Here is a 21,258-nt window from a genome sequence, read left to right on the forward strand (position 1 = left end):
TCGATGTCGGTTCACTCACCGGTCGCCAAGGGTTTGTACGAAAAGTCGGCGAGCGAAGGCAAGAAAAGGCAAAAATCGGCGAAAGAGGACCGGGCTGGCGCTCCGGGTTTTCGTTGCGCAACGATTCGCTCGCGCAGGCAATGATTCAGTGTTTCCTCATGTCAGGATCTGCTCATGACCGATAACAAGACTTCCGGCCCCGATCAGGCCAAGCTGGAAGAACTGGCCGCGACCGATACCGGTGGTCGCAAACTGACCGGAACGCCCAACCGCCTCCTGCTCGGTGTGGCGGCGCTGTGGTCGCTGTTCCAGCTCTGGATCGCCTCGCCGCTTCCCTTCATCGTCGGATTTGGTGTCTTCAGCGCCACCGAGGCGCGTTCCATTCACCTGGCATTTGCCGTTTTCCTGGCCTTCATGGCCTATCCGGCGTTCAAGCGCTCGCCACGCGAGCGCATGCCGATCCTCGATTGGGTGATGGCCTTGGTCGGGGCGTTCTGCGCCTCGTACCTCTACTTCTTCTACGCCCAGCTGTCGCAGCGCCCCGGCGCGCCGATTCTGCAGGACGTGATCGTCGGCGTGGTGGGGATCGTGTTGCTGCTCGAGGCGACACGCCGCGCGCTCGGACCGCCGCTGATGATCATCGCGCTGGTCTTCCTGGTCTATTCGCTGGCGGGACCCTACATGCCGGGGATCCTGGCCCATCGTGGCGTCAGCTTCTCCGGGCTGGTCAATCACCAGTGGCTGACCACGCAAGGGGTGTTCGGGATCGCGCTGGGGGTGTCCACCAGCTTCGTGTTCCTGTTCGTGCTGTTTGGCGCGCTGCTCGACAAGGCCGGCGCCGGCAACTACTTCATCAAGGTCGCGTTTTCGCTGCTGGGGCACTATCGCGGTGGCCCGGCCAAGGCCGCCGTGGTTTCTTCCGGTCTCACCGGCCTGATCTCTGGTTCCTCGATCGCCAATACCGTGACCACCGGCACCTTCACCATCCCGATGATGAAGCGCGTCGGCTTCAGCGCGACCAAGGCGGGCGCGGTCGAGGTTTCCTCGTCTGTCAACGGTCAAATCATGCCGCCAGTCATGGGCGCGGCCGCGTTCCTGATGGTCGAATATGTCGGTATTCCGTATATCGAAGTGATCAAGCACGCTTTCCTGCCGGCGGTCATCTCCTACATCGCACTGCTCTATATCGTTCATCTCGAGGCGATGAAGGCCGGGATGCAGGGACTGCCCAGCGGCAACCCGCAGCGGCCCTGGCTCAACAAGATTCTCGGCTTCCTGACCGGGCTGGTCGGCATCATGGCGCTGGCGTTCGCCGTCTACTATGGCATCGGCTGGCTCAAGCCGGTGCTGGGAGATTCGGCTTCCTGGGTCATCGCCCTGGGCATCGGCGCCATCTACATCGCGCTGCTGAAGATGGGCGCCCACTACCCCGAACTGGAAGTGGACGACCCTTCGCAGGAGATCACCCAACTGCCGCGTACCAAACCCACCGTGATGGTGGGGCTGCACTACATTCTGCCGGTGGTCGTGCTGGTGTGGTGTCTGATGGTGGAGCGACTGTCGCCGGGCCTGTCGGCGTTCTGGGCCACCGCCTTCATGATCTTCATCATCCTGACGCAGCGGCCGGTCGACGCCTTCTTCCGTGGCAAGAGCGAACTGGCCAGCGACATCAAGCGTGGCGGCATGGATTTGTGGGACGGACTAATCGATGGTGCCCGCAACATGATCGGTATCGGTATCGCCACCGCGACCGCGGGCATCATCGTCGGCGCCGTCGCGCAGACCGGTGTCGGCCTGGTGCTGGCGGATCTGGTCGAAACGCTGTCGATGGGCAACCTGCTGCTGATGCTGCTGCTCACCGCGGTTCTCAGCCTGATCCTGGGCATGGGACTGCCGACCACCGCCAATTACATCGTGGTTTCCGCGCTGCTGGCACCGGTGATCGTACAGCTGGGCGAGCAGAACGGTTTGATCGTGCCGCTGATCGCGGTGCATCTGTTCGTGTTCTACTTCGGCATCATGGCCGACGTCACACCGCCGGTGGGGCTGGCCTCGTTCGCGGCGGCGGCGATCTCCGGCGCGGATCCAATTCGAACGGGTTTCCAGGCGTTCTATTACAGCCTGCGGACGGCGGCGCTGCCCTTCCTGTTCATCTTCAACACCGATCTGTTGCTGATCAATGTCGACTGGCTCCATGGCATCATCATCTTCATCGTGGCAACGGTGGCGATGCTGATCTTTGCGGCGGCGACGCAAGGATTCATGCTGGTCAGGAGCCGCTGGTACGAGAGCCTGCTACTGTTGCTGGTAGCCTTCACGCTGTTTCGCCCCGGCTTCTGGATGGACATGGTCGATGCGCCTTACGAAGAGGTGCCACCGGCGCAATTCGAACAGGCGCTGGGCGAGATCGGCCCCGACGGTCACCTGATGACGCGGATCGAGGGGCTCGATGCCTACGGCGCGCCGACCAGCTTCGTGATCCAGGTGCCGGCGACGGAGGGCGAGACCGGTGCCGAGCGGCTGCAGAGCCTGGGTCTGCACCTGATGCAGGAAGACGGCAAGACGTTGGTGGACATGACCGATTTCGGCAGTCAGGCGGAAAAGCTGGGTTTCGACTTCGATCAGCAGATCGTCTCGGTACGTATCCCTACGTCGCAAATGCCGAAAGAGCTGATGTGGATCCCGGCGCTGCTGATGTTCGGGCTGGTCGTCGCGCTCCAGCGGCGTCGCCGGGGACCCTCGGCCGGCAAGCCCGAGCGACCGGCAACGGCCTGACGCCGGGCCCGTGTCGACATGACGGCCGTCTCTCACGAGGCGGTCGTTTTTCATCCCGGGGTCGTCATCGCGCCGCCAGCGATGACGTCATCTTGACCAGAAGCGAGGTGAGCGTGAGCTTTCCCGATGCATCCATCGATTATCGCCAGCATCCCGAATGCTACCGTATCGGCCATGGCGAACGCGGCGTCTTCCATGTCCAACCCTACAAGGATGAACTGCTTCCGCTGTGGGCGATTCGCAACGAAGCCGATGCCAGGCAGGCAGTCCGCGATCTCTCCGCGCGGTTTCGCGGCTATCGCGAACGCGGCGATTTCGTGGGCATGGACATGACGCGCAAGTATCTGCAAATGGGCTATACCCGCGCGAGACGCTACGCGCGCTACCCTGGCGGGCGCAAGAGGGACGCCACGGGGCGCCAGCGACGACCGGGCAACGCCGATGCCGAGAAGGCCCGCATCGCCGAGCACTATCGTTCGGCGCTGGACCGCTTGCGTGGCGACAAGGTCTACCAGCAGGCCAAACGCGAATACCAGCGTCGCCTGCGATCCGCCCGGGGCTGAGCGCGTCACCGATCATTTTTCGACAGGAGAGCCTTTCGTGCCCACGCTTGCCACCATCCATCGTTATCCGATCAAGTCCACCGCGGGCTCGTCCCTGCAACGTGCCCGAGTCGAGGAGGAAGGCCTCGCCGGCGACCGCCGGTTCATGGTGGTCAGGCCCGACGGCACCTTTCTGACCGCGCGAACGCATCCGGGGCTTCAGCGAGTCCGAGCGCAGTTCGACGGAGAGCGCCTGACCTTGACCCATGACGTCCTGCCCCCGGTGGATGTGGCCCGTCGGGAGTTCTCGGGGCATCCCTTCGATACCCAGGTGTGGGCCGACTCCTTCACCGCCACCACCACGCACACCTCGCTCGATGAGTGGTTCAGTGACGCCGCCGGCGAACCGGCGCGGCTGCTGTGGCTGGGTGAGCGGTCCCCGCGCTATCGGGACGCGATCGGAGTCAGAGTCAGTTTCGCCGACGGCTATCCGCTGTTGCTGATCTCCGAGGCCTCGCTGGAGGATCTCAACGCCCGTACCGATGGCACACACGTCATGGCGCAATTCCGACCCAACCTCGTCGCGACCGGCACAGAGCCCTACGCTGAGGATGGCTGGAAGCGAATTCGCATCGGCGAGGTGACGTTTCGCGTCGATGCGCCTTGCTCGCGCTGCGCCATGGTGACGGTCGACCCGTTCAGGGGGGAGAAGCGTGCCGACAAGGAACCACTCAAGACGCTGGCCGGCTATCGCCGGGGAGAGAAAGGCAAGGTCTATTTCGGTCAGAATCTGGTGGCGGAAAACAGCGGAGAGATCCAGGTGGGCGACACCATCGAGGTGCTGGAATTCTTGAGCTGAGATGAACCCGGCATGAACGTTATCGGCGGGTAACGTTCATGCTGCGTTGAGGTTAACTTTCCCTCGAAAACATTCATCTTCGCGTCAGGTTGTCGAGTGTTCTGTTACATTAGTTTTTGTTAAATATTTGATGTTTCCTGCCCGCTGTCACCTGCCGTGACACTCCCTGTCATGCACCGTTCATCTTGAAGAAAACCACATCGCGGTAACCCCGTTTTTACGTTTCTTTGCCGCCGGGCGATGGCCGATCGGCTGCACGAAGCTGTCTCGACGGCATCGGCATCTCGCTTTCCTGAATCAACATTCAATCACACCGCCTTACAAAATTTGCAGGCGGCAAAGCGATTTTCGCTTGCCTGGAACGGTGCTCCCGCCTTACGACTTTATGTGAAGCCTGCGCCTTTCGTCTCATGCGAGGGAGAGCGGGGAGTCCGGTCCGAAGGACCGGTGCTTCGACCGACCCTCGCGTGCCGTGCGTGGGGACCGTGGGCCCCATCGAGCCCATCGGCGTCGAGCGACAGGGATTCCAATCGTCACCGTACAGGAGTGCTGGACATGCAATTTTTCGACCGTTTGCTACTCGAGAACCGGGCCTGGGCCGACAACATGAAAGCTTCCGACCCGGAAATTTTCGAGCGGCTCCATCAGGGGCAATCGCCATCCGCGCTGTGGATCGGCTGCTGCGACAGTCGGGTACCGGCGGAGCAGATCTGTAATGCCAAACCCGGGGAGCTTTTCATCCACCGCAATATCGCCAACCTGGTTCACGAGGACGATGCCAACGTCTCGAGCGTGCTCGAATACGCCATCCACGCGCTCAAGGTCGATCACATCATCGTCTGCGGTCACCGCGGCTGTGGCGGGATCCAGGCGGCAGTCGCCGGTGGGGACGCGCTGCAGGCGCTGCCCTACGTCGACAAGCACCTGGGCCAGGTCAAGCGACTGGTCGCCGAGCGCAAGGAGGAACTCGCTCGGTTCTCGCGTTTGAGCGACAAGGTCGACCACGTCGTCGAACTCAACGTCATCGCCCAGGTCGAGCGGCTCTCCTCGCTGCCGCTGGTCAGCGACAGCTGGGAGGCGCGCCGGGCGCCGAGCCTGCATGGCTGGGTCTATGACCTGGCCACCGGACACCTCGAGGAGGTCTACCGCCGCGAGGCCGAATGGGCCGATCAGAACTGGCAGCAGGCAGCGGCCGGCTAGATCGAACGCCGACACGCTGTGACTCAAGGATCCGAGGACACGACAATGACGACACCGACGCAAACGGCTTCGGCACAACGCGACAACCCCGACACCTTCTCTTTCCGGCATCTTGCCCGCGATATCCCGGCGGGGATCGTGGTCTTTCTGGTAGCGATTCCGCTCTGCCTGGGGATCGCACTGGCTTCCGGCGCGCCTCCCATCGCCGGTCTTGTCGCCGGCATGGTGGGCGGGCTGGTGGTGACGATGTTCAGCGGCTCGGCGCTCAGCGTCAGCGGTCCGGCGGCCGGCCTGACCGTCATCGTGCTGGATGCGATCGAACAGTTGGGCAGCTTTTCCGCTTTCCTGATCGCGGTGGTGCTGGCCGGCGCGCTGCAACTGCTGATGGGGATCTTCAAGCTGGGCCGGATCGGTGCCTTCGTGCCGACCTCGGTGATCAAGGGGATGCTGGCCGGCATCGGTCTGATCCTGGTGCTGGGTCAATTCCCCATGGCACTGGGACACCCCCTGGAGGAGATGCCATCCATCACCGAACCGGTCGCGCTGTTCAGCGATATCTCGCCGCTGGCCACGCTGATCGCGTTGTTCAGTCTGGCGCTGCTGGTGCTGTGGGAGCAGCCGATGATCAAGCGGCACCGGGCGCTGGCACTGATCCCGGGGCCGCTGCTGGTGGTGCTCGGCAGTATCGCCATCGATCGCCTGGTGGGCGGCGCGATGCCTGGCTGGGCGCTGGGAGCGGGGCATCACATCGATCTCGACGGCCTGTCCGGACCTTCGGAGCTGATCGCCCAGATGACCCGGTCGGATCTCGGCGCGCTGGCCAACCCGGCGGTCTATACGGTCGCCATCACCATCGCCATCATCGCCAGCCTCGAGACGCTGTTGAGCCTGGAGGCCATCGACAAGCTGGACCCGCTCAAGCGTCACTCGCCGCCACACCGCGAATTGAAGGCCCAGGGCATCGGCAACATGGTGTGCGGGCTGGTCGGGGCGCTGCCGGTCACTGCGGTGATCGTGCGCAGCTCCGCCAACGCCAATGCGGGGGGCCGCACGCGGCTGTCCAGCCTGATTCACGGTGGCCTGCTGCTGGTGAGCGTGGCGTTTCTGGCGGTCTGGCTCGAGTTGATTCCCCTGGCCACGCTGGCGGCGATCCTGCTGCACACCGGCTACAAGCTGGCCAAGCCGGCGCTGTTCATGGAGCAGTATCGCGAGGGGATGCGTCGTTTCATCCCGTTCACCGTGACGGTGATCACGATTCTCGCCACCGATCTGCTGATGGGCGTGCTGGTGGGGCTGGTGTGCAGTCTCTACTTCCTGCTGCAGTCCGGCTATCGTTCGGCGATTGCCTGCACCCGGCGTGGCGATCACATGCTGCTCAAGTTCCAGCAGGACGTCTCGTTTTTGAACCGTGAGGAGATGCGCCAGTATCTCGATACGGTGCCGGACAACGGCGAGCTGATCATCGATGCCACCGGCGCCAACTACATCGATCCGGACATTCGCGAGGATATCGACCGTTTCGTCGGCAACGCGTCTTCCCGCGGCATCGTGGTCGAGCTGCGCGATGTGGAAGGTACCTCCGGCACGTTCGGCGATGTCGAGCCGGCCCAAGGCGTGGCGCGGGCCGTTTGACCACCGGTGGCGACCCCGTCTCGACCGCCGCGCCCTTGCCGGGGTGCGGCGGTTCGCGTTGGCATGAAGCCAGCTCTCAGGAGAGCGGTTTGCGCAGGTAGATCCGTCTCAACCCCACCTCCTCGACGCGATGCGTCTCCACATAGCCGTAGCGCCGGTAGATCGCCAGGTTCTCGTGCATCAGTTCCTGGGTGTAGAGCGTCACGTTATCGAAGCCCAACTGCCTGGCCCGGGTCTCCGCCATCTCCATCAGCTTGCGGCCGAATCCGCGACCCTGCGCGGCGGGAGCCACCGCCACGTTGTCGAGCAGCAGCGTATCGGGCTTGGGGATCAGCACCAGCAGTCCGACCACCTCGTCGCCTTCCACCAGCAGATTGACGTGGCCGGCCGCGATATGACGGGCATAGCGATTGTCGCCGATATCGCGGATCGGACCGGGTGTCTTGCCGATACGCTCGACGTAATGGCCGTAGGCCGCGGTGACCAGCGCTTCCACGGCCTGCCGGTCGGTGGCGCGGGCCAGGCGTATCGCGCTCATCGGGGCTCCTTGGAGAAACGTGTGTCGCAGTCGTCTGCCCCCAGTTGCGTCACCTCGCTCGGGGCGCCGTGATCGTCCAGGCAGACCTGGCCGATACCGGCGCGATTCCACAGCCGCTCGCCTTTCGAGCGGCGCTCGGGTCGGTAAGGCTCGATCAGCATGCGGCGACGCTTGGTGAGCCAGTTGAGCGGCGACCAAGGCGCATAGAGCCAGCGATTGAGACGGTCGAACCAGTCGAGCAGCGTATCGGGGAAGGTGTTCTTGAGGCCGCTGCTGGTGATCTGCCACATGCGGGGACTGTCGCGACGCTGGCGGATGGTGATCGCATAGACGAAGGAGTAGTGGACGTCGCCGGAGAGGATCACGTAACGCTGCGGCGTGCGGCTGTGGCGCAGGATATTGAGCATGGTTTGGGCGGCGCCGGGGTGTGCCATCCAGTTCTCCGCATCGACCAGCAGCGGCTTGCCGAACCAGGTGAACACACGCTGGATGCCCTCGATCAGCTTGACGCCGAAGATCGGCGCCGGGGAGACGATGATCACCGACGGCTCCCCGAGCAGCTCCTGCTGGAACTCGCTCAGCGCCTCCCAATCCATCAACCCCGAGGGGTGGTGTCGGCGGCGTTCGCTGCGCCAGCGCCGGGTGCGCGTATCCAGCACGACCAGTCGAGGCGTCGACTCGATCGTGTAGCCCCAGCCGGTGAAACGCAGCAGCCGGGTCACCAGCCGGTCCTGCAACTGGCAGTCGAAAGCGCCGTCGCCGCTGGCGGAGTCCAGCCATTCGCGACTGGCGCTCAGCGGTTCGGCCAGTCCATCGGGATCGTTGCCCCAGCCCTGGCAGAACAGGTACGCGATCAGGGCGTTACCCACGATCCGGCGCGAGAAGGGGTGATCGTAGACCGCGGCCTCCCAGGCAGCGGAGAGGTTCCAGTCGTCGGTGACGTCGTGGTCGTCGAAGATCATCAGCGTGGGCAGATGGGCGAACAGGCGTGCCACGCCCGGCAGACCGGTGACGAACGCCTCGATATGCCGCTGCTCGTCGCGGTAGCGGTCCTGCTCCTCCGCGGCCAGTTGCGGCATCTCGACCTCGATCAGCCGCCAGGGTGTCGGCGACCATACCAGCAGGTACATCGCCAGCAGTTCGGCAAAGGTGACCAGGTGGTTTTCCGCGCTGGCGGTGGTGAAGATCGGCTTGCGCACGCCACCGAAGAACTTCTCGCGCAGTGCCTCCGTGGAACGGATCGCCGGCAGCAGCTCGTCACGATGATAGTAGGTCTCGTCGCGGGCGTAGAGTTCGCTGCCGCTGGCGATGTCCGTGCCTTCCAGGCATTCGTCGTGGAGACCGAGGCGGGCGATCAACGCATGGATGGCGGCCAGCATCGGGCCGGCGACGTCGTCGGCGTAGATCTGATCCCCGGTCAGCAGCAGTACCGCCGGTCTGGCGGCGGCGTCGTCATGGCAGCCGTCCAGCCAGCGGTCGGCGCGCACCAGGCCGTCCTCGCTGGGGTGGTGGGGTTTGCGACAGGAGCCATGAAGCAGGTTGTCATAGCGCGAGCGCAGCACCAGCGTAGGTAGCGGCTCGCTGCCGTAGCACAGTGACTTGCCCCAGTCGCCGATCGAGTGCCACTCGGACTCGCCACGATAGGCGAGGTCGTAGGCGATGCGGACATCCTGGGGCAGGGCGGCATCCAGCTCCAGGTCGATCAGATGGAGGTGGGCACGGGTACCCACCTCCACCCGGGTCGTTGCCGGTGCCAACGGGTGTGTCCACGACGCGTCGTCGGTGATCAGGGTCAGCCGGAACTCGAGCGGGCGCGATGCGGCCAGCCACAGCACCAATCGCTGGGGCGCCGCCCGGCGGAGTATCGGCCCGGCCAGGATGTCGGGGAGGTCGTCTGACAAGTCGCAGGTTCCTGAAAGCATCAATGGGCCAAGCATACTTCAGTCGTGGCTCCCGGCCACGCTTCCGGGGAGGATCCATCGCATCGCGTTCAGCGCCGTCGCTTGAGCGTCCTGTCGATCACGTCCAGCCCCGGCCTGTAGTCGCCACGGGCCGCTTGCATGGCTCTCGTCAGCGCCTGTTCGGCGACACGGTCGTGGTCCTGGGGCAGCGAGTTCACCTTGCAGGGCAGGAAATCGAGTAGCCGGTCGTCGCCGAAGGTGGCCAGGCGCAGATCCGCCGGTGGGGCGCCGTGTTCGAGCAGCACGTCGAGCAGTCCGTCCATCAGGGTATAGGAGGCGGTGACGATGGCGTCCGGCAAGCCGTCGTCATCCAGCAACCGCTGCATCAGCGAGGCACCGCTATCGTGATCGTAGCGCTCGCCGCTGAGGCAGTGGGGACGGCACCGGGCCTCGCCGGCCAGGGCATCCAGAAAGCCGCGCCGCCGCTCGGTGCTGATCGAGAGATCCGGTACGGCGTCCAGCCACACCACGTCCGTCACCTCGTTGGCCAGCACCGAACGGGTCAACATCTCGCCGGCGGCGCGACCGTTGGTCACGATGTTGACGAAGCGTTCGGGATCCAGTGGTCGGTCGATGGCGATGATCGGTAGTCCCTGCGCCAGCAGTTCGACATAGAAAGGGTCCTGGGGGCTCAAGCTGCTGGCCACCAACAGCACGTCGCAGCGCTGGGCGCGCAGGGATTTCGCGACTTCGCGCTCGCTCTGCGGGTCGTCGTCGGAACCGGCGATCAACAACTGATAGCCCTGCCGGCGCGCGCCATGCTCGAGACGCTTGGCCAACCGTGCGTAGCTGCCGTTCTCCAGATCCGGCACGATCAGGCCCAGGGTGCGGCTGTCGCCTCCCCGCAGTGCCGCCGCCTGGGCATCGATTCGATAGTCGTGGGCATTGGCGACGGCCAGCACCCGTGCCACCGTGGCTTCGCTGATGCGCCTCGCTTTGGCCTGGCCGTTGAGAACATAGCTGGCGGTGGTGCGGGAAACGCCGGCCAGTCGGGCGATATCGGCAAGCTTCATGCAGGGCTCCTGCGATGTCCATGGGAGAGGGCGGCGCATTTTCACGGTCTGAACGATACCGCGTCGGGTCCTGTCGGCCCAGTCCGATTTCGGCGACGACCGTGCCGGGACGGGCGTGAGGCGAAGGTCTAGCTTGCCAAACCGCGCGTCAGCAGAGAGCATTGGTGCCATTGAGGTGACACGATTCAGCTGGTATCCATGAATCCGCCAGCCCCGCCGATTCCGCTGCGGCTGGCGGGCCGCGATCGTGCATCGAACGACCCACTCGGAGAGATCGTTATGTTGACCCTCCAGCCGCAAGACGCGGCGCTCGATTGCCAGGCCGACAGTTGGCAGGAGGCGCTGGATCAGGCCGCCGCCTCGTTGCACGAGGCCGGCCTGGTCGAAGCCGACTATCGCGATGCCCTGCATGCCCGCGAGGCGCAGGGCTCGACCTTCCTCGGCAGCGGTATCGGCATTCCCCACGGCACCCCGGAGAGCCGCGGGCAGATCCACCGGACCGGCGTCCGGCTGCTGCAGTTCCCGTCAGGCGTGACCTGGCACGACGGCAACCGGGTGTTCCTGCTGGTGGCGATCGCCGCCGCCAGCGACGAGCATCTCGAGGTGCTGCGCCGCTTGACCCACGTCCTCGATGACGAAGGGGGCGCCGAGCGCATCGCCAACACTGACAGCGCCGAGGCGATGGTGGCACTGCTCGCCAAACCGCCGGCCAAGGCCCGCCTGGACGCCGGCACGCTGTGCCTGGGTTTCCCGGCACGGGACCGTTTCGAGCTGGCGCTGGCGGCGGCGGCGCGACTGCGCCAGGCGGATTGCGTCGATGCACGCTTCGTCGCCGCGATCACCGAGCAGGAGCCGGTCGCGCTCGGTCAGGGGCTGTGGCTGGTGAGCGCTTCCCTCGGTGTCAGCCAGCCGGCGTTGGCGCTGGCGACACCGGAGCGGTCGTTCAGCGGTCCGAAGGGCGTGGTCAATGGCGTCTTCTGCGTGGCGACGCAAGGCGACGTTCACCGGGCGCTGCTGGAGCGGCTGGCGGATCTGCTGGATAGCGGCGAAGGCGAGGCGCTGGTCGATGCCGATGCGGACCATGTCCTGGCGCGGTTGTCCGGCGAGTCGAGCCGTGCCGAGACCGCTCGGGCAACGCTGCTCAATGCGCATGGCCTGCACGCGCGGCCTGCCAAGTTGCTGGTCCAGGCGGCCCGCGAGCAGTCGCTGCCGGTTCGCGTGCGCTTGATGGAGGGCGCGGCGGAGACGGTTTCCGCCGCCAGCCTCACCAAGGTGATCGGGCTCGGCGCCCGACGCGGTCAGACGCTGATCTTCTCCGCCGAGGGGGAGGGGGCCCAGGCGGCGCTGGCGGCGATGGTCGCCGCCGTCAAGGCCGGGCTCGGTGAGTCGGTGCGTCCGCTGGCGGACGGCGGCCTCGCCGATCACGCGTCTCGAGACAAGACCGCGGCGCCAACGGAAGAGGCCGCGCAGGAGCCTGTCGCCGACGACACGGTATTGCCGGCCACCGCCGCCTCGCCGGGCCTGGCGATCGCGCCGGTCTTCGTGATGCGCGCGCCCAGCTTCGATTATCCCGAGCGGGCTCGCGATCTGACGCCGGAGAAACAAGGGGATGCCGAATGCCAGCGGGAGCGCCTGGGTGCCAGCCTGAGCGAGGCGCGTGACCAGCTGCGCGCGCTGATCGGCACCGCCAAGGGCGGCGACGTGGCCGAGATTCTCTCCATGCACGCCGAGATGCTCGACGATCCTGAGCTGCACGAAGCGGCCTTCGAAGGCATGCGCGATGGCCTGAGCGCCGAAGCCGCCTGGTGGCAGGCGATCGATACCGCCGCCCGTGCCCAGGAAGTGCTGGCGGACCGCCTCCTGGCCGAACGGGCAGCGGATCTTCGTGACGTGGGGCGTCGCGTGCTCGGCGTGTTGTGCGGGGTAAAGATGCCGACACCGCCGCAGCGCCCGTACATTCTGGTCACCGACGACATCGGGCCCTCCGACGTGGCGCGTCTCGATACCGCCCAGGTGCGGGGACTGCTGACCGCCCGCGGCGGCGCCACTTCCCACAGCGCCATCCTGGCGCGGGCGCTGGGCATTCCCGCGGTGGTGGGGGCTGGACCGCGGGCACTGACGCTCGCCAACGACGATGAACTGATCCTCGATGGCGATCTCGGCCGGGTGATCGTGCGTCCCAGCGCGGAGCGCCGCGATCGCGCCGAACTGCGGCTCAAGGAGCTGGAGCGGCTGCGCCGCGAGGCCCACGGCTCGCGGTTCGAGGAGGGCCGCACGGCGGATGGCCGACGTGTCGAGGTCGCCGCCAACCTGGGCAACACCGCCCACGCCGCGGATGCCGTCGAGCAGGGCGCCGAGGGCGTCGGGCTGCTGCGCACCGAATTCCTGTTCATGGCGCATCCGGAGGCGCCGGATCTGGAGACCCAGATCGGTGAGTACCAACGCGCCTTCGATGCCCTCGATGGCCGTCCGCTGGTGGCGCGCACGCTGGACGTCGGCGGCGACAAGCCGCTGCCCTACTGGCCGGTGGCGGCGGAGGACAATCCGTTTCTCGGTCTGCGCGGCATCCGGCTGGCGCTGACCCGCCCCGACGTCCTCGAAACCCAGCTGCGGGCACTGTTGACCGCCGCCGGTGATCGTCCGTTGCGGATCATGTTCCCGATGGTCAAGGACGTCGACGAGTACCGCCAGGCCAGGGCGATCGTCGACCGGCTGCAGCAGGAGATCGGCGCGGCGGACGTCCAGGTCGGGGTGATGATCGAGATTCCTTCCGCGGCGCTGCTGGCACCTAGCCTGGCGGCGGAGGTCGACTTCTTCTCCATCGGCACCAACGACCTGACCCAGTACACCCTGGCGATCGATCGTGGCCATCCCGAACTCTCGTCCCAGGCGGATGGCCTGCATCCGGCGGTATTGCGGCTGATCCAGATGACCGTGGATGCCGCCCATGCCGAGGGCAAATGGGTCGGCGTCTGCGGAGAGTTGGGCTCGGACGCCGCCGCGGTGCCGGTGCTGGTCGGTCTCGGCGTCGACGAGCTATCGGTGTCGGTGCGCCAGGTGCCGATGGTCAAGGCCCGCCTGCGCGGCATCACCCAGGCAACGGCGCGGCTGCATGCCGAGACGGCACTGGCCCAGGCCACCAGCCAGGCCGTGCGCGATGCGCTGGAGACACTCTGATGGCGCATGTGCTGGTGGTGACGCTCAATCCGGCGCTGGATCTGTCGATCCAGTTGCCGCGACTCGAGCCGGGGGCGGTCAATCGCACGCGGTCGTCGCATCTGGCGGCGGCCGGCAAGGGGCTCAACGTGGCCCAGGTGCTGGTGGCGCTGGGCCACCGCGTGACGCTGTCGGGCTTTCTGGGCGCTGACAACGATACCGCGTTCGTCCAGGCGTGCCGGCGCGACGGCATCGAGGATGCCAGCCTGCGCCTGCCCGGCGAGACCCGGATCAACGCCAAGCTGGCCGAGGACGACGGTCGGGTGACCGACGTCAACGGTCCTGGGCTCGAGGTCTCCAAGGCCGCACTGGCCGAGCTGACCGCCGCGCTGGTCGCATGCTGCGAGATCTCGGCGCCGTCGGCCGTGGTGGTCACCGGTAGCCTGCCGCCTGGCGTTTCTCCCGAGGCACTGGCGAGGTTGATCGAGACGCTCAAGGCGGACGGTATCCCGATCTGGGTCGATACCAGCGGGCCGGCGCTGACGGCAGCGCTGGCGGTTTCGCCTCACGCGGTCAAGCCCAACGAGCAGGAGCTGACCGAGTGGGCCGGCGGTCCGCTGGACGAACCGGCATCACAGCTCGATGCGGCCCGGCGGCTGCACGCGGCCGGCATCGAGGAGTCGATACTGTCGCTCGGCGCGGAGGGGACGCTGTGGATCAGCCGGCGCGGCGCATGGCGGGCAACCCCGCCCAGGGTCGAGGTCAAGAGTACGGTGGGAGCCGGCGACACCCTGCTGGCCGCCCTGCTGCATGGGGTGATCGCGGGTCAGTCACCGCAGGATGCACTGCGCCAGGCAACGGCGCTGGCGGCAGAAGCGGTCCGGCATGTCGGCGTCGGCAACCCACACGTCGAGGATTTCCAGCAATTACTGCAACAGACGCGTGTCGTTCGCTGCGGCGGCGCACGTCAGGAGGGGGCATGAACGGTGAACGCATGAACGTCATTCTGATTACGGCCTGCCCCGGCGGCATGGCGACGACCTTTCTGGCCGCGAGGCGTCTGGAGCAGGCCGCGTTGCGTCGCGGCTGGCAGCCCCGGGTGGAGATGCACGGCGAACTCGAATCGGTCGCGCCGGTATCGGAACAGGCGATCGTCGAGGCAGATCTGGTCGTGGTGGCCGCCGATCGGGTGCCCGAGCCGTCGCGCTTCGTCGGCAAGCGGCTCTATCGCGCAGCGGTCCAGCAGGCGCTGCCCGATCCCGAGGCGTTTCTCGAGCGTGCCGCCCGCGAGGCGACGGCGTTCGACGCCGCCAGCGAACCTGCGAATGCCCCGGCGGTGGCCGAGGCGGATCCTTCTCGGGCCAGACATATCGTCGCGGTGACGGCCTGCCCAACCGGGGTCGCGCACACTTTCATGGCCGCCGAGGCCCTCGAGCAGGCCGGCCGGGCGCTGGGCCACCGGATCCACGTCGAGACCCAGGGCTCCGTGGGGGCGCAGAATCCGATCGGTGAAGCGGACATCGAGGCGGCGGATATCGTGCTGCTGGCCTGCGACATCGAGGTTGACGACACCCGTTTCGCCGGCAAGCCGATCTACCGCACCTCCACCGGCAGCGCACTCAAGCAGCCTCAGCAGACGATCCAGAAGGCCTTCGAGGAGGCGCAGGTAGAGTCGGCCGGCAGCGAAAAAGGGGCTGGCGGCGAGCGCAAGAGCGCGAAGGAGCGCGGGTTCTACAAGCACCTGCTGACCGGTGTCTCGTTCATGCTGCCGATGGTGGTGGCGGGCGGGCTCTGTATCGCGCTCTCGTTCGTGTTCGGGATCAAGGCCTACGAGCAGGAAGGGACGCTGGCAGCGGCGCTGATGCAGATCGGCGGCGGTACCGCCTTCGCCTTGATGGTACCAGTGCTGGCCGGCTATATCGCCTACTCCATCGCCGACCGTCCCGGCATCGCGCCGGGGATGATCGGCGGGATGCTGGCCTCTACCCTGGGGGCCGGTTTCATCGGCGGGATCCTTGCGGGCTTCCTGGCCGGCTACTCGGCCAAGGCGGTGACGCGCTACGTCAAGCTGCCGGCCAGCGTGGAGTCGCTCAAGCCGATCCTGATCATCCCGCTGCTGGCGAGCCTGTTCACCGGGCTGGTCATGATCTATGTGGTCGGCACCCCGGTGGCGGCGCTGCTGTCGACATTGACCACCTTCCTCAACAACATGGGGTCGACCAACGCGGTCCTGCTGGGCGTGCTGCTCGGCGCGATGATGTGCTTCGACCTTGGCGGGCCGGTCAACAAGGCAGCCTATACCTTCGGGGTGGGGCTGCTGTCGACCGAGACCTACATGCCGATGGCGGCGATCATGGCCGCGGGCATGGTGCCGCCCATCGGCATGGGGCTGGCCACGTTCCTGAGGCGCAGCCGGTTCGCCCAGGCCGAGCGTGAAGCGGGCAAGGCGTCGTTCGTGCTGGGCCTCTGCTTCATCAGCGAGGGGGCGATCCCCTTTGCCGCCAAGGATCCGCTGCGGGTGATTCCGGTCTCGATGCTCGGCGGCGCGGTGACCGGGGCGCTTTCGATGTGGTTCGGCGTCAAGCTGATGGCACCCCACGGCGGTCTGTTCGTGCTGCTGATCCCGAACGCGGTCAACCTGGCGCTGCTCTACCTGCTGGCCATTGCCGCCGGCTCGGTGATCACCGGGGTCGGCTACGCACTGCTCAAGCGTGGCGAGGCGGATACGGTGCCGGTCGCCCCGGCCCCGCCCGACACTGCCGGGGTGAGTCGCCAGGCGTCCTGATTCGCGAAAGTGGGTATCGCGACCTACGTTGGTGGATGACAAAAGCGCGTGTTGCCTAGCGGAGGTCGCAATGAAGATTCACTGGCAGGGCGATCGCCTGACCGTCGCCGAGGGCGATATCACCCGGTTCGAGGGCGATGCCATCGTCAATGCCGCCAACAAGAGTCTGCAGGGCGGCGGCGGCGTCGATGGGGCGATTCACCGTGCGGCAGGCCCTGAGCTGCTCAAGGCGTGTCGGGAACTGCGACGCACGATCTGGCCGGACGGGTTGCCCGTCGGTGAAGTGGCGATGACGCCCGGCTTCAAGCTGCCGGCGCGTCACGTCATCCACACGGTCGGGCCGGTATTCGCCAAATCGGAAGATCGTTCCGAACGGCTGGCCGACTGCTACCGTAACGCCTTGCATCTTGCCGCCGAGCATCGGTTCGAGCGGGTGGCGTTCTCGGCCATCTCGACGGGCATCTACGGCTATCCGGCCGCCGCCGCCGCTGGCATCGTGGCGGACGTGATGCGCGAGCGGCTGCCCGCTCTGCCCGGCCTGGAAGTGACGCTGGTGTTCTTCTCGGCGAGAGACGCCGATGGATTCCTGAAGAGCGCTTCCCTGTAGGGGGCGCCGCCGAGGAAGAACCGCTAAGGCAGGGGAGGGCCATCCTCGTTTCCCGGGACCGGCCGGACGATGGCCTCACTCTTCCGGCTGGTACTTGTAGCCGACCCCGTAGACCGAGCGGATAATGTCTCGCTCCGGCCAGACGTCGGCGATCTTGCGACGCAGTTTCTTGACGTGACTATCGACGGTGCGCTCGGAGACGATGCGATGGTCGCGATACATGTGATCCATTAACTGGTCGCGGGAGAATATCCGGCCCGGGCTGTGCATCATCACCTTGAGCAACTGGAACTCGACGGCGGTGAGATTGAGGTCCTCGCTCCCTGCCATGGCGCGCCAGCCATCTTCGTCCAGGGTCAAATGGTCGCCTTCGGGGGTTGCCTCGTCCGCGCCCGTGATGCCATGGCTCCGTCGCAGCACGGCCTTGACGCGAGCCACGACTTCCCGGGGACTGAAAGGTTTGCAGATATAGTCGTCGGCGCCCAGCTCGAGCCCCAGCAATCGATCCACCTCTTCGACCCGTGCGGTCAGCATGATCACCGGTATGGCGGGAAATCGCTCGCGAATCTGGCGGCACAGCGTGAGGCCGTCGGTGCCAGGCAGCATCAGGTCGAGCAGAACCAGTATCGGCTGGCTCTCCTCCAGCCACTCCATGACGGCGTTGCCGTGGTCGATGTGGTCGGAGGCATAGCCGCTCTTCGACAGGTAGTCGGCGACCAGGCGTGCGATCTTGGGTTCATCCTCGACGATCAGAATGGTGTCGTTCATCAAACCGGCTCCCTATCGGTTGGTATGGCTGCCATTGCTACTGGCTGACTCCATGGCGGGAGGGTAGGGCTCGGCGGAGGGTTCGGCTGGCAGGTCCAGTGGAAATGCCAGCGTCCATCGCAACCCGCCCAGTGGCGAAGCCGAAGGCGTCAGTACGCCACCCTGAGCCTCGATCAGCGCTCGGGCGATGGACAGGCCCAGCCCGCTGCCGCCGCTACGGCGGTTGCGCGAGCCTTCTACCCGATACAGCCGCTCGGTCAGACGAGGCAATTCGTCGGCCGGCACGCCTGGCGGAGTATCCTCCCAGATCACTTCCGCCTGGTCGTGACGTTGCCGCAGCGTGACGCGCAGTGTACCGGGGCCGTCGGTATAGGCAATGGTGTTGGAGAGCAGATTGTCCCATAGCTGGCGCAGTCTCTGGCTGTCGGCGCGTACCCAGATGGGAACGGTGTCGAGTTGAAGGGTCAGGCCGTGACTCTCCAGGCGCAATTCGCTGTCCTCGAGCCGCTGAACCAGCGACTCCTCGAGATCCACCGGAACCAGATGCATGTCCAGCGCGCCAGCGTCGCTCTGGGCGAGCAGCCGCAGGTCCTCGACCAGATGCCCGAGCTGGTCGACCTCCTGTTGAAGCGAGCCCAGGTTGTCCGGCGACAACGGACGCACGCCATCCTGCATGGCTTCGATCTCGCCGCGCAGCACTGCCAGCGGCGTGCGCAGTTCATGGGCGATATCCGCGACCCAGCGTTGTCTCGCACGCCGGTTGGCCTCGAGCGTTTCGGCCAACTGATTGAAATCCGCGGAGAGGCGCGACAGCTCGTCGCGACCGCGTTCGGACAGGCGCACACTGTAGTCTCCCAAGGTCAGTCGTCGGGTCGCCAGCGTCATGAAACGGGCGCGACGACCCAGCCACCAGGCCAGCCCGCCCGCCAGCAATAGCGAGGTGAGGAATAGCGAGCCGACGATGATCGTTAGATTGCGCTGCTGGCGCTCGAGGAATATCTGATCCATGCGCGCCATGAGGCGTTCCGGAGGGAGATAGCCAAGTTGCCCCACCAACTTGTCGCCACTGCGAATGGGAACGAAGTGCGGCTCCGGCGGTGGCGGAATGTCCAGGTCGAGATCCTGGGGTGGCTGCTTGAGCAGTGGTTCTCCGATCACCGGATTACTCAGTTCGTCCAGCAGCACGTAGCCGCGGGCGTCGGACAGCTGTCGGTCGATCCCGGTCGGGGGATGGCGGTCGCTCGACCATAGCTGGCTGCGAACCAGACTTTGCCAGGCGCGAGGGTTGTCGCGCAGCCACTGCCAACTCCCGCGTTGCGTCCACTGCTCGCCCAGTGCGTTGGCCAGGGTCTCGGCCCGTGTCGATTGGCTGCGTTCCAGGTAATTGACGAATCCCTCATCCAGACTTCGCGAGACGAACACGAATACCAAGCCGCTGATCAGCACATTGGTGACCAGGATGATGGCGAAAAGCTTGAAGCTCAGGCGTGACAGCCGCGGCCAGTCACGTCGACTACTGAGCGATAGAGACATAGGGGCAGGCTTTTTCACGGCTGGTGACGGTCCCTAAGTGTGGCGCAACGCATGGCAGTGACGGTTCAGGCAATCGGCAAAAATTGTGGAGATTGCTGCACGTGTCACTACGCTTCGAACTTCCGGCTCTGGGCGTCTTGCCCCGTTGCGCCGGGGGCGGAGCGCGGTAGAGAGCGGCTTCGACATCAGACCTCGTCGCTTCGGGATATCCGTCGCTTGCCCCAGACGAAGTCGATCGCCCAGTGGGGCTGGGTGGCAGCGTCGAAAGATGCCCACAGTTCGGCGAAAGTGAGTCCACTGACCGGATGCCGGTGCCCCGGCAGAAGCTCCGCCAGCGGATGGAGAACGAAAGCATAGCGGTCGATGTCCTCCCGCGGTAGCCGACGAGCGCCGCCTTGTTCGACCCTATCGCCCCACAGCAGTAGGTCGATATCCAGCGTGCGGGCGACGAACTTGGCCGGACCGGCCGGGCGGCCGTTATCCCGTTCGATCGCCTTGCAGTGACGATCGATCGCCGCCGGGGAGAGCTCTGTCTCGAAGGCCACGATCATGTTGTAGAACGGGCGCTCGTCGTCGAAATCGACCGCCGGGCTCTCGAAGACCCGGGAGAGCTGTAGCGGGTAAGGCGTGGCGAGGGCCTCCAGTGCCTCCAGTGCCCGGGTCAGATGCTGCTGGCGCTGGATGTTGCTGCCCAGCCCGAGAGCGACCAGCGGCATCAGTCGACGCTACGCTCGATGCGCACGCCCACGGCGCGTGCAGCCCTCACGGCGCCCGGCTTGCGAACGGTCAGGCGTAGATGACGGATGCCGAACTCGTCGATCAACAGTGCCGCGACGCGCTCCGCAAACGTCTCGACCAGGCCATGGGCGTTGGCGTCGGCGTAATCGGAGAGGCGCTGGCAGATGGCGGCGTAGTCGAGTGTTTGGGAGAGATCGTCCGCACGGGCCGCCGGACGAATGTCGGTACGAAGCTCCAGGTCCAGCTCCAGGCGTTGGCGCACCTTGCGTTCCCAATCGTAGACGCCGATCACCGTCTCCAGGCTCAAGCCTTCGATCATTACCTGATCCACGCGAACTCCTCGTCAGCGCTGATGATTTCCGTCAGCGTTCATCGTGCGAGTGGTGAGTCGAAGCCGACGCACCGTCCAAGGTGGCGTCGATTGTACGCGATGAGAGTGGCAGAATCAGGGCTCTCGATGATGTCCGCTTTGTGCGGTCAAGGGGAATGACATCTTGCCTCCGATCGTTGTCACCGGCTTGCTGATGGCGGCTGGCTACCTCAGTGGTTCGCTGCTCGGTGCGATCTGGGTGTGCCGAGCCTGGGGGCTGAGCGACCCGCGCTGGGCAGGCTCGGGGAATCCGGGATTCTCCAATGTTCTGCGGGCCTTCGGCTGGCGTCCGGCGCTGGTGACGCTGGTCATCGATGCAGTCAAGGGAATGCCGGTGCTGTGGCTGGCCGGTATGTTGTCGCTCTCGGTCTGGGCCCAGGGGCTGGTGGGGTTGAGTGTGCTGGTAGGGCACAGCTGCCCGGTCTGGCATCGGGGGCGAGGTGGCAAGGCGGTGGCCAGTGCGTTTGGCGTGCTGTTGATGCTGGCGACGCCGGTTGCGTTGATCTGCGCGCTCTGCTGGTTTCTGCTCGCCTGGAGAGTGCGCACGGCGGCCGTGGCGTCGCTGGCGTCGGCGCTGCTGGCCCCGCTGCTGAGTTACTGGCTGGTGCCGCGGATGACGGGCGTCATCTGCGTGTTTTCGTTGCTGGTGCTGGCGCGGCATGCCTGGAACATTCGGCTGTGGCGGGAGCAGCGCCGCGAGGCGCACGAGCCGATGCTGGCAGCCCCTTTCGATGAAGAAGACGCGCTGCACGATCGTCGCGAGATCGATGGCCGGGACTAG

17 protein-coding genes are annotated in these 21,258 nt (G+C 65.8%); 10 read left to right on the plus strand and 7 right to left on the minus strand.

All coding sequences use genetic code 11. The annotated features are described in order from the left end of the window. Positions 1–174 precede the first annotated feature (174 nt). The 5 genes from F0A16_RS17935 to F0A16_RS17955 all read left to right on the plus strand — a co-directional run bounded on the left by F0A16_RS17935 (position 175) and on the right by F0A16_RS17955 (position 7,008). Positions 175–2,775, plus strand: a complete 2,601-nt coding sequence (locus F0A16_RS17935; protein ID WP_149436807.1) for a TRAP transporter permease — start codon at positions 175–177, stop codon at positions 2,773–2,775. A gap of 113 nt (positions 2,776–2,888) precedes the next feature. Beyond that, positions 2,889–3,338, plus strand: a complete 450-nt coding sequence (locus F0A16_RS17940; protein WP_223119822.1) for a DUF4385 family protein — start codon at positions 2,889–2,891, stop codon at positions 3,336–3,338. 37 nt (positions 3,339–3,375) lie between these two features. Beyond that, complete coding sequence (locus tag F0A16_RS17945) at positions 3,376–4,176, plus strand: MOSC domain-containing protein (protein ID WP_187776069.1); 801 nt, start codon at positions 3,376–3,378, stop codon at positions 4,174–4,176. A 555-nt stretch (positions 4,177–4,731) separates the two neighbouring features. After that, complete coding sequence (locus F0A16_RS17950) at positions 4,732–5,376, plus strand: carbonic anhydrase (protein WP_187776070.1); 645 nt, start codon at positions 4,732–4,734, stop codon at positions 5,374–5,376. 45 nt (positions 5,377–5,421) lie between these two features. After that, positions 5,422–7,008 carry a SulP family inorganic anion transporter gene (locus F0A16_RS17955; RefSeq protein WP_149436812.1) on the plus strand — a complete coding sequence of 529 codons (1,587 nt, stop codon included), beginning with the start codon at positions 5,422–5,424 and terminating at the stop codon, positions 7,006–7,008. Positions 7,009–7,084: 76 nt separating this feature from the next. Here the strand turns inward: F0A16_RS17955 and F0A16_RS17960 are convergent, their stop codons facing one another. The 3 genes from F0A16_RS17960 to cra all read right to left on the minus strand — a co-directional run bounded on the left by F0A16_RS17960 (position 7,085) and on the right by cra (position 10,520). Further along, positions 7,085–7,546 carry a GNAT family N-acetyltransferase gene (locus F0A16_RS17960; protein ID WP_149436814.1) on the minus strand — a complete coding sequence of 154 codons (462 nt, stop codon included), beginning with the start codon at positions 7,544–7,546 and terminating at the stop codon, positions 7,085–7,087. Then, positions 7,543–9,447, minus strand: a complete 1,905-nt coding sequence (locus F0A16_RS17965; protein ID WP_338100616.1) for a metallophosphoesterase family protein — start codon at positions 9,445–9,447, stop codon at positions 7,543–7,545. Before F0A16_RS17965 ends, F0A16_RS17960 begins: the two co-directional genes overlap by 4 nt. A gap of 89 nt (positions 9,448–9,536) precedes the next feature. Further along, a complete protein-coding gene (gene cra, locus F0A16_RS17970; protein WP_149436816.1) occupies positions 9,537–10,520 on the minus strand; it encodes a catabolite repressor/activator in 984 nt (327 codons plus the stop codon). 279 nt (positions 10,521–10,799) lie between these two features. On the opposite strand from cra, the gene ptsP reads away from it, so the two are divergent. From ptsP to F0A16_RS17990, 4 genes are all read left to right on the plus strand, one after another. Next, positions 10,800–13,697 (plus strand): phosphoenolpyruvate--protein phosphotransferase, encoded by a 2,898-nt coding sequence (ptsP, locus tag F0A16_RS17975; RefSeq protein ID WP_149436817.1) that lies wholly within the window; start codon positions 10,800–10,802, stop codon positions 13,695–13,697. Further along, on the plus strand, positions 13,697–14,659 hold the full coding sequence (gene pfkB / locus F0A16_RS17980; protein ID WP_149436819.1) for a 1-phosphofructokinase: 963 nt from the start codon (positions 13,697–13,699) through the stop codon (positions 14,657–14,659). Before ptsP ends, pfkB begins: the two co-directional genes overlap by 1 nt. Before the next feature lie 11 nt (positions 14,660–14,670). After that, positions 14,671–16,461 (plus strand): PTS fructose-like transporter subunit IIB, encoded by a 1,791-nt coding sequence (locus F0A16_RS17985; protein WP_149436905.1) that lies wholly within the window; start codon positions 14,671–14,673, stop codon positions 16,459–16,461. 70 nt (positions 16,462–16,531) lie between these two features. After that, complete coding sequence (locus F0A16_RS17990; RefSeq protein ID WP_149436821.1) at positions 16,532–17,068, plus strand: O-acetyl-ADP-ribose deacetylase; 537 nt, start codon at positions 16,532–16,534, stop codon at positions 17,066–17,068. Positions 17,069–17,143: 75 nt separating this feature from the next. Here F0A16_RS17990 and F0A16_RS17995 read toward each other — a convergent pair whose 3' ends face one another. From F0A16_RS17995 to folB, 4 genes are all read right to left on the minus strand, one after another. Further along, the gene (locus F0A16_RS17995; RefSeq protein WP_149436823.1) at positions 17,144–17,836 is read right to left on the minus strand and encodes a response regulator; all 693 of its coding nucleotides are present in this window, start codon (positions 17,834–17,836) and stop codon (positions 17,144–17,146) included. A gap of 12 nt (positions 17,837–17,848) precedes the next feature. Then, positions 17,849–19,369 carry an ATP-binding protein gene (locus tag F0A16_RS18000; protein WP_149436826.1) on the minus strand — a complete coding sequence of 507 codons (1,521 nt, stop codon included), beginning with the start codon at positions 19,367–19,369 and terminating at the stop codon, positions 17,849–17,851. Between the two features lie 185 nt (positions 19,370–19,554). Beyond that, positions 19,555–20,085 (minus strand): 2-amino-4-hydroxy-6-hydroxymethyldihydropteridine diphosphokinase, encoded by a 531-nt coding sequence (folK, locus tag F0A16_RS18005; protein WP_149436828.1) that lies wholly within the window; start codon positions 20,083–20,085, stop codon positions 19,555–19,557. Next, positions 20,085–20,438, minus strand: coding sequence for a dihydroneopterin aldolase (gene folB, locus F0A16_RS18010; RefSeq protein ID WP_149436830.1), 354 nt, complete (start codon positions 20,436–20,438; stop codon positions 20,085–20,087). Before folB ends, folK begins: the two co-directional genes overlap by 1 nt. A 193-nt stretch (positions 20,439–20,631) precedes the next feature. Here folB and F0A16_RS18015 point away from each other — a divergent pair, with 193 nt between their 5' ends. Continuing rightward, complete coding sequence (locus tag F0A16_RS18015) at positions 20,632–21,258, plus strand: glycerol-3-phosphate acyltransferase (protein WP_149436907.1); 627 nt, start codon at positions 20,632–20,634, stop codon at positions 21,256–21,258.

Source organism: Salinicola corii (genome assembly GCF_008298015.1).
Lineage (GTDB): Bacteria > Pseudomonadota > Gammaproteobacteria > Pseudomonadales > Halomonadaceae > Salinicola > Salinicola corii.

What these genes read in the sequence shown, in the direction of transcription:
- F0A16_RS17995 (WP_149436823.1), bottom strand. Translation starts at nt 17,836, where the DNA reads ATGAACGACACCATTCTGATCGTCGAGGATGAACCCAAGATCGCACGC.
- F0A16_RS18000 (WP_149436826.1), bottom strand. Translation starts at nt 19,369, where the DNA reads ATGTCTCTATCGCTCAGTAGTCGACGTGACTGGCCGCGGCTGTCACGC.
- ptsP (WP_149436817.1), top strand. Translation starts at nt 10,800, where the DNA reads ATGTTGACCCTCCAGCCGCAAGACGCGGCGCTCGATTGCCAGGCCGAC.
- cra (WP_149436816.1), bottom strand. Translation starts at nt 10,520, where the DNA reads ATGAAGCTTGCCGATATCGCCCGACTGGCCGGCGTTTCCCGCACCACC.
- F0A16_RS17960 (WP_149436814.1), bottom strand. Translation starts at nt 7,546, where the DNA reads ATGAGCGCGATACGCCTGGCCCGCGCCACCGACCGGCAGGCCGTGGAA.
- folK (WP_149436828.1), bottom strand. Translation starts at nt 20,085, where the DNA reads ATGCCGCTGGTCGCTCTCGGGCTGGGCAGCAACATCCAGCGCCAGCAG.
- F0A16_RS17950 (WP_187776070.1), top strand. Translation starts at nt 4,732, where the DNA reads ATGCAATTTTTCGACCGTTTGCTACTCGAGAACCGGGCCTGGGCCGAC.
- F0A16_RS17985 (WP_149436905.1), top strand. Translation starts at nt 14,671, where the DNA reads ATGAACGTCATTCTGATTACGGCCTGCCCCGGCGGCATGGCGACGACC.
- F0A16_RS18015 (WP_149436907.1), top strand. Translation starts at nt 20,632, where the DNA reads ATGGCGGCTGGCTACCTCAGTGGTTCGCTGCTCGGTGCGATCTGGGTG.
- F0A16_RS17955 (WP_149436812.1), top strand. Translation starts at nt 5,422, where the DNA reads ATGACGACACCGACGCAAACGGCTTCGGCACAACGCGACAACCCCGAC.
- F0A16_RS17990 (WP_149436821.1), top strand. Translation starts at nt 16,532, where the DNA reads ATGAAGATTCACTGGCAGGGCGATCGCCTGACCGTCGCCGAGGGCGAT.
- F0A16_RS17935 (WP_149436807.1), top strand. Translation starts at nt 175, where the DNA reads ATGACCGATAACAAGACTTCCGGCCCCGATCAGGCCAAGCTGGAAGAA.
- pfkB (WP_149436819.1), top strand. Translation starts at nt 13,697, where the DNA reads ATGGCGCATGTGCTGGTGGTGACGCTCAATCCGGCGCTGGATCTGTCG.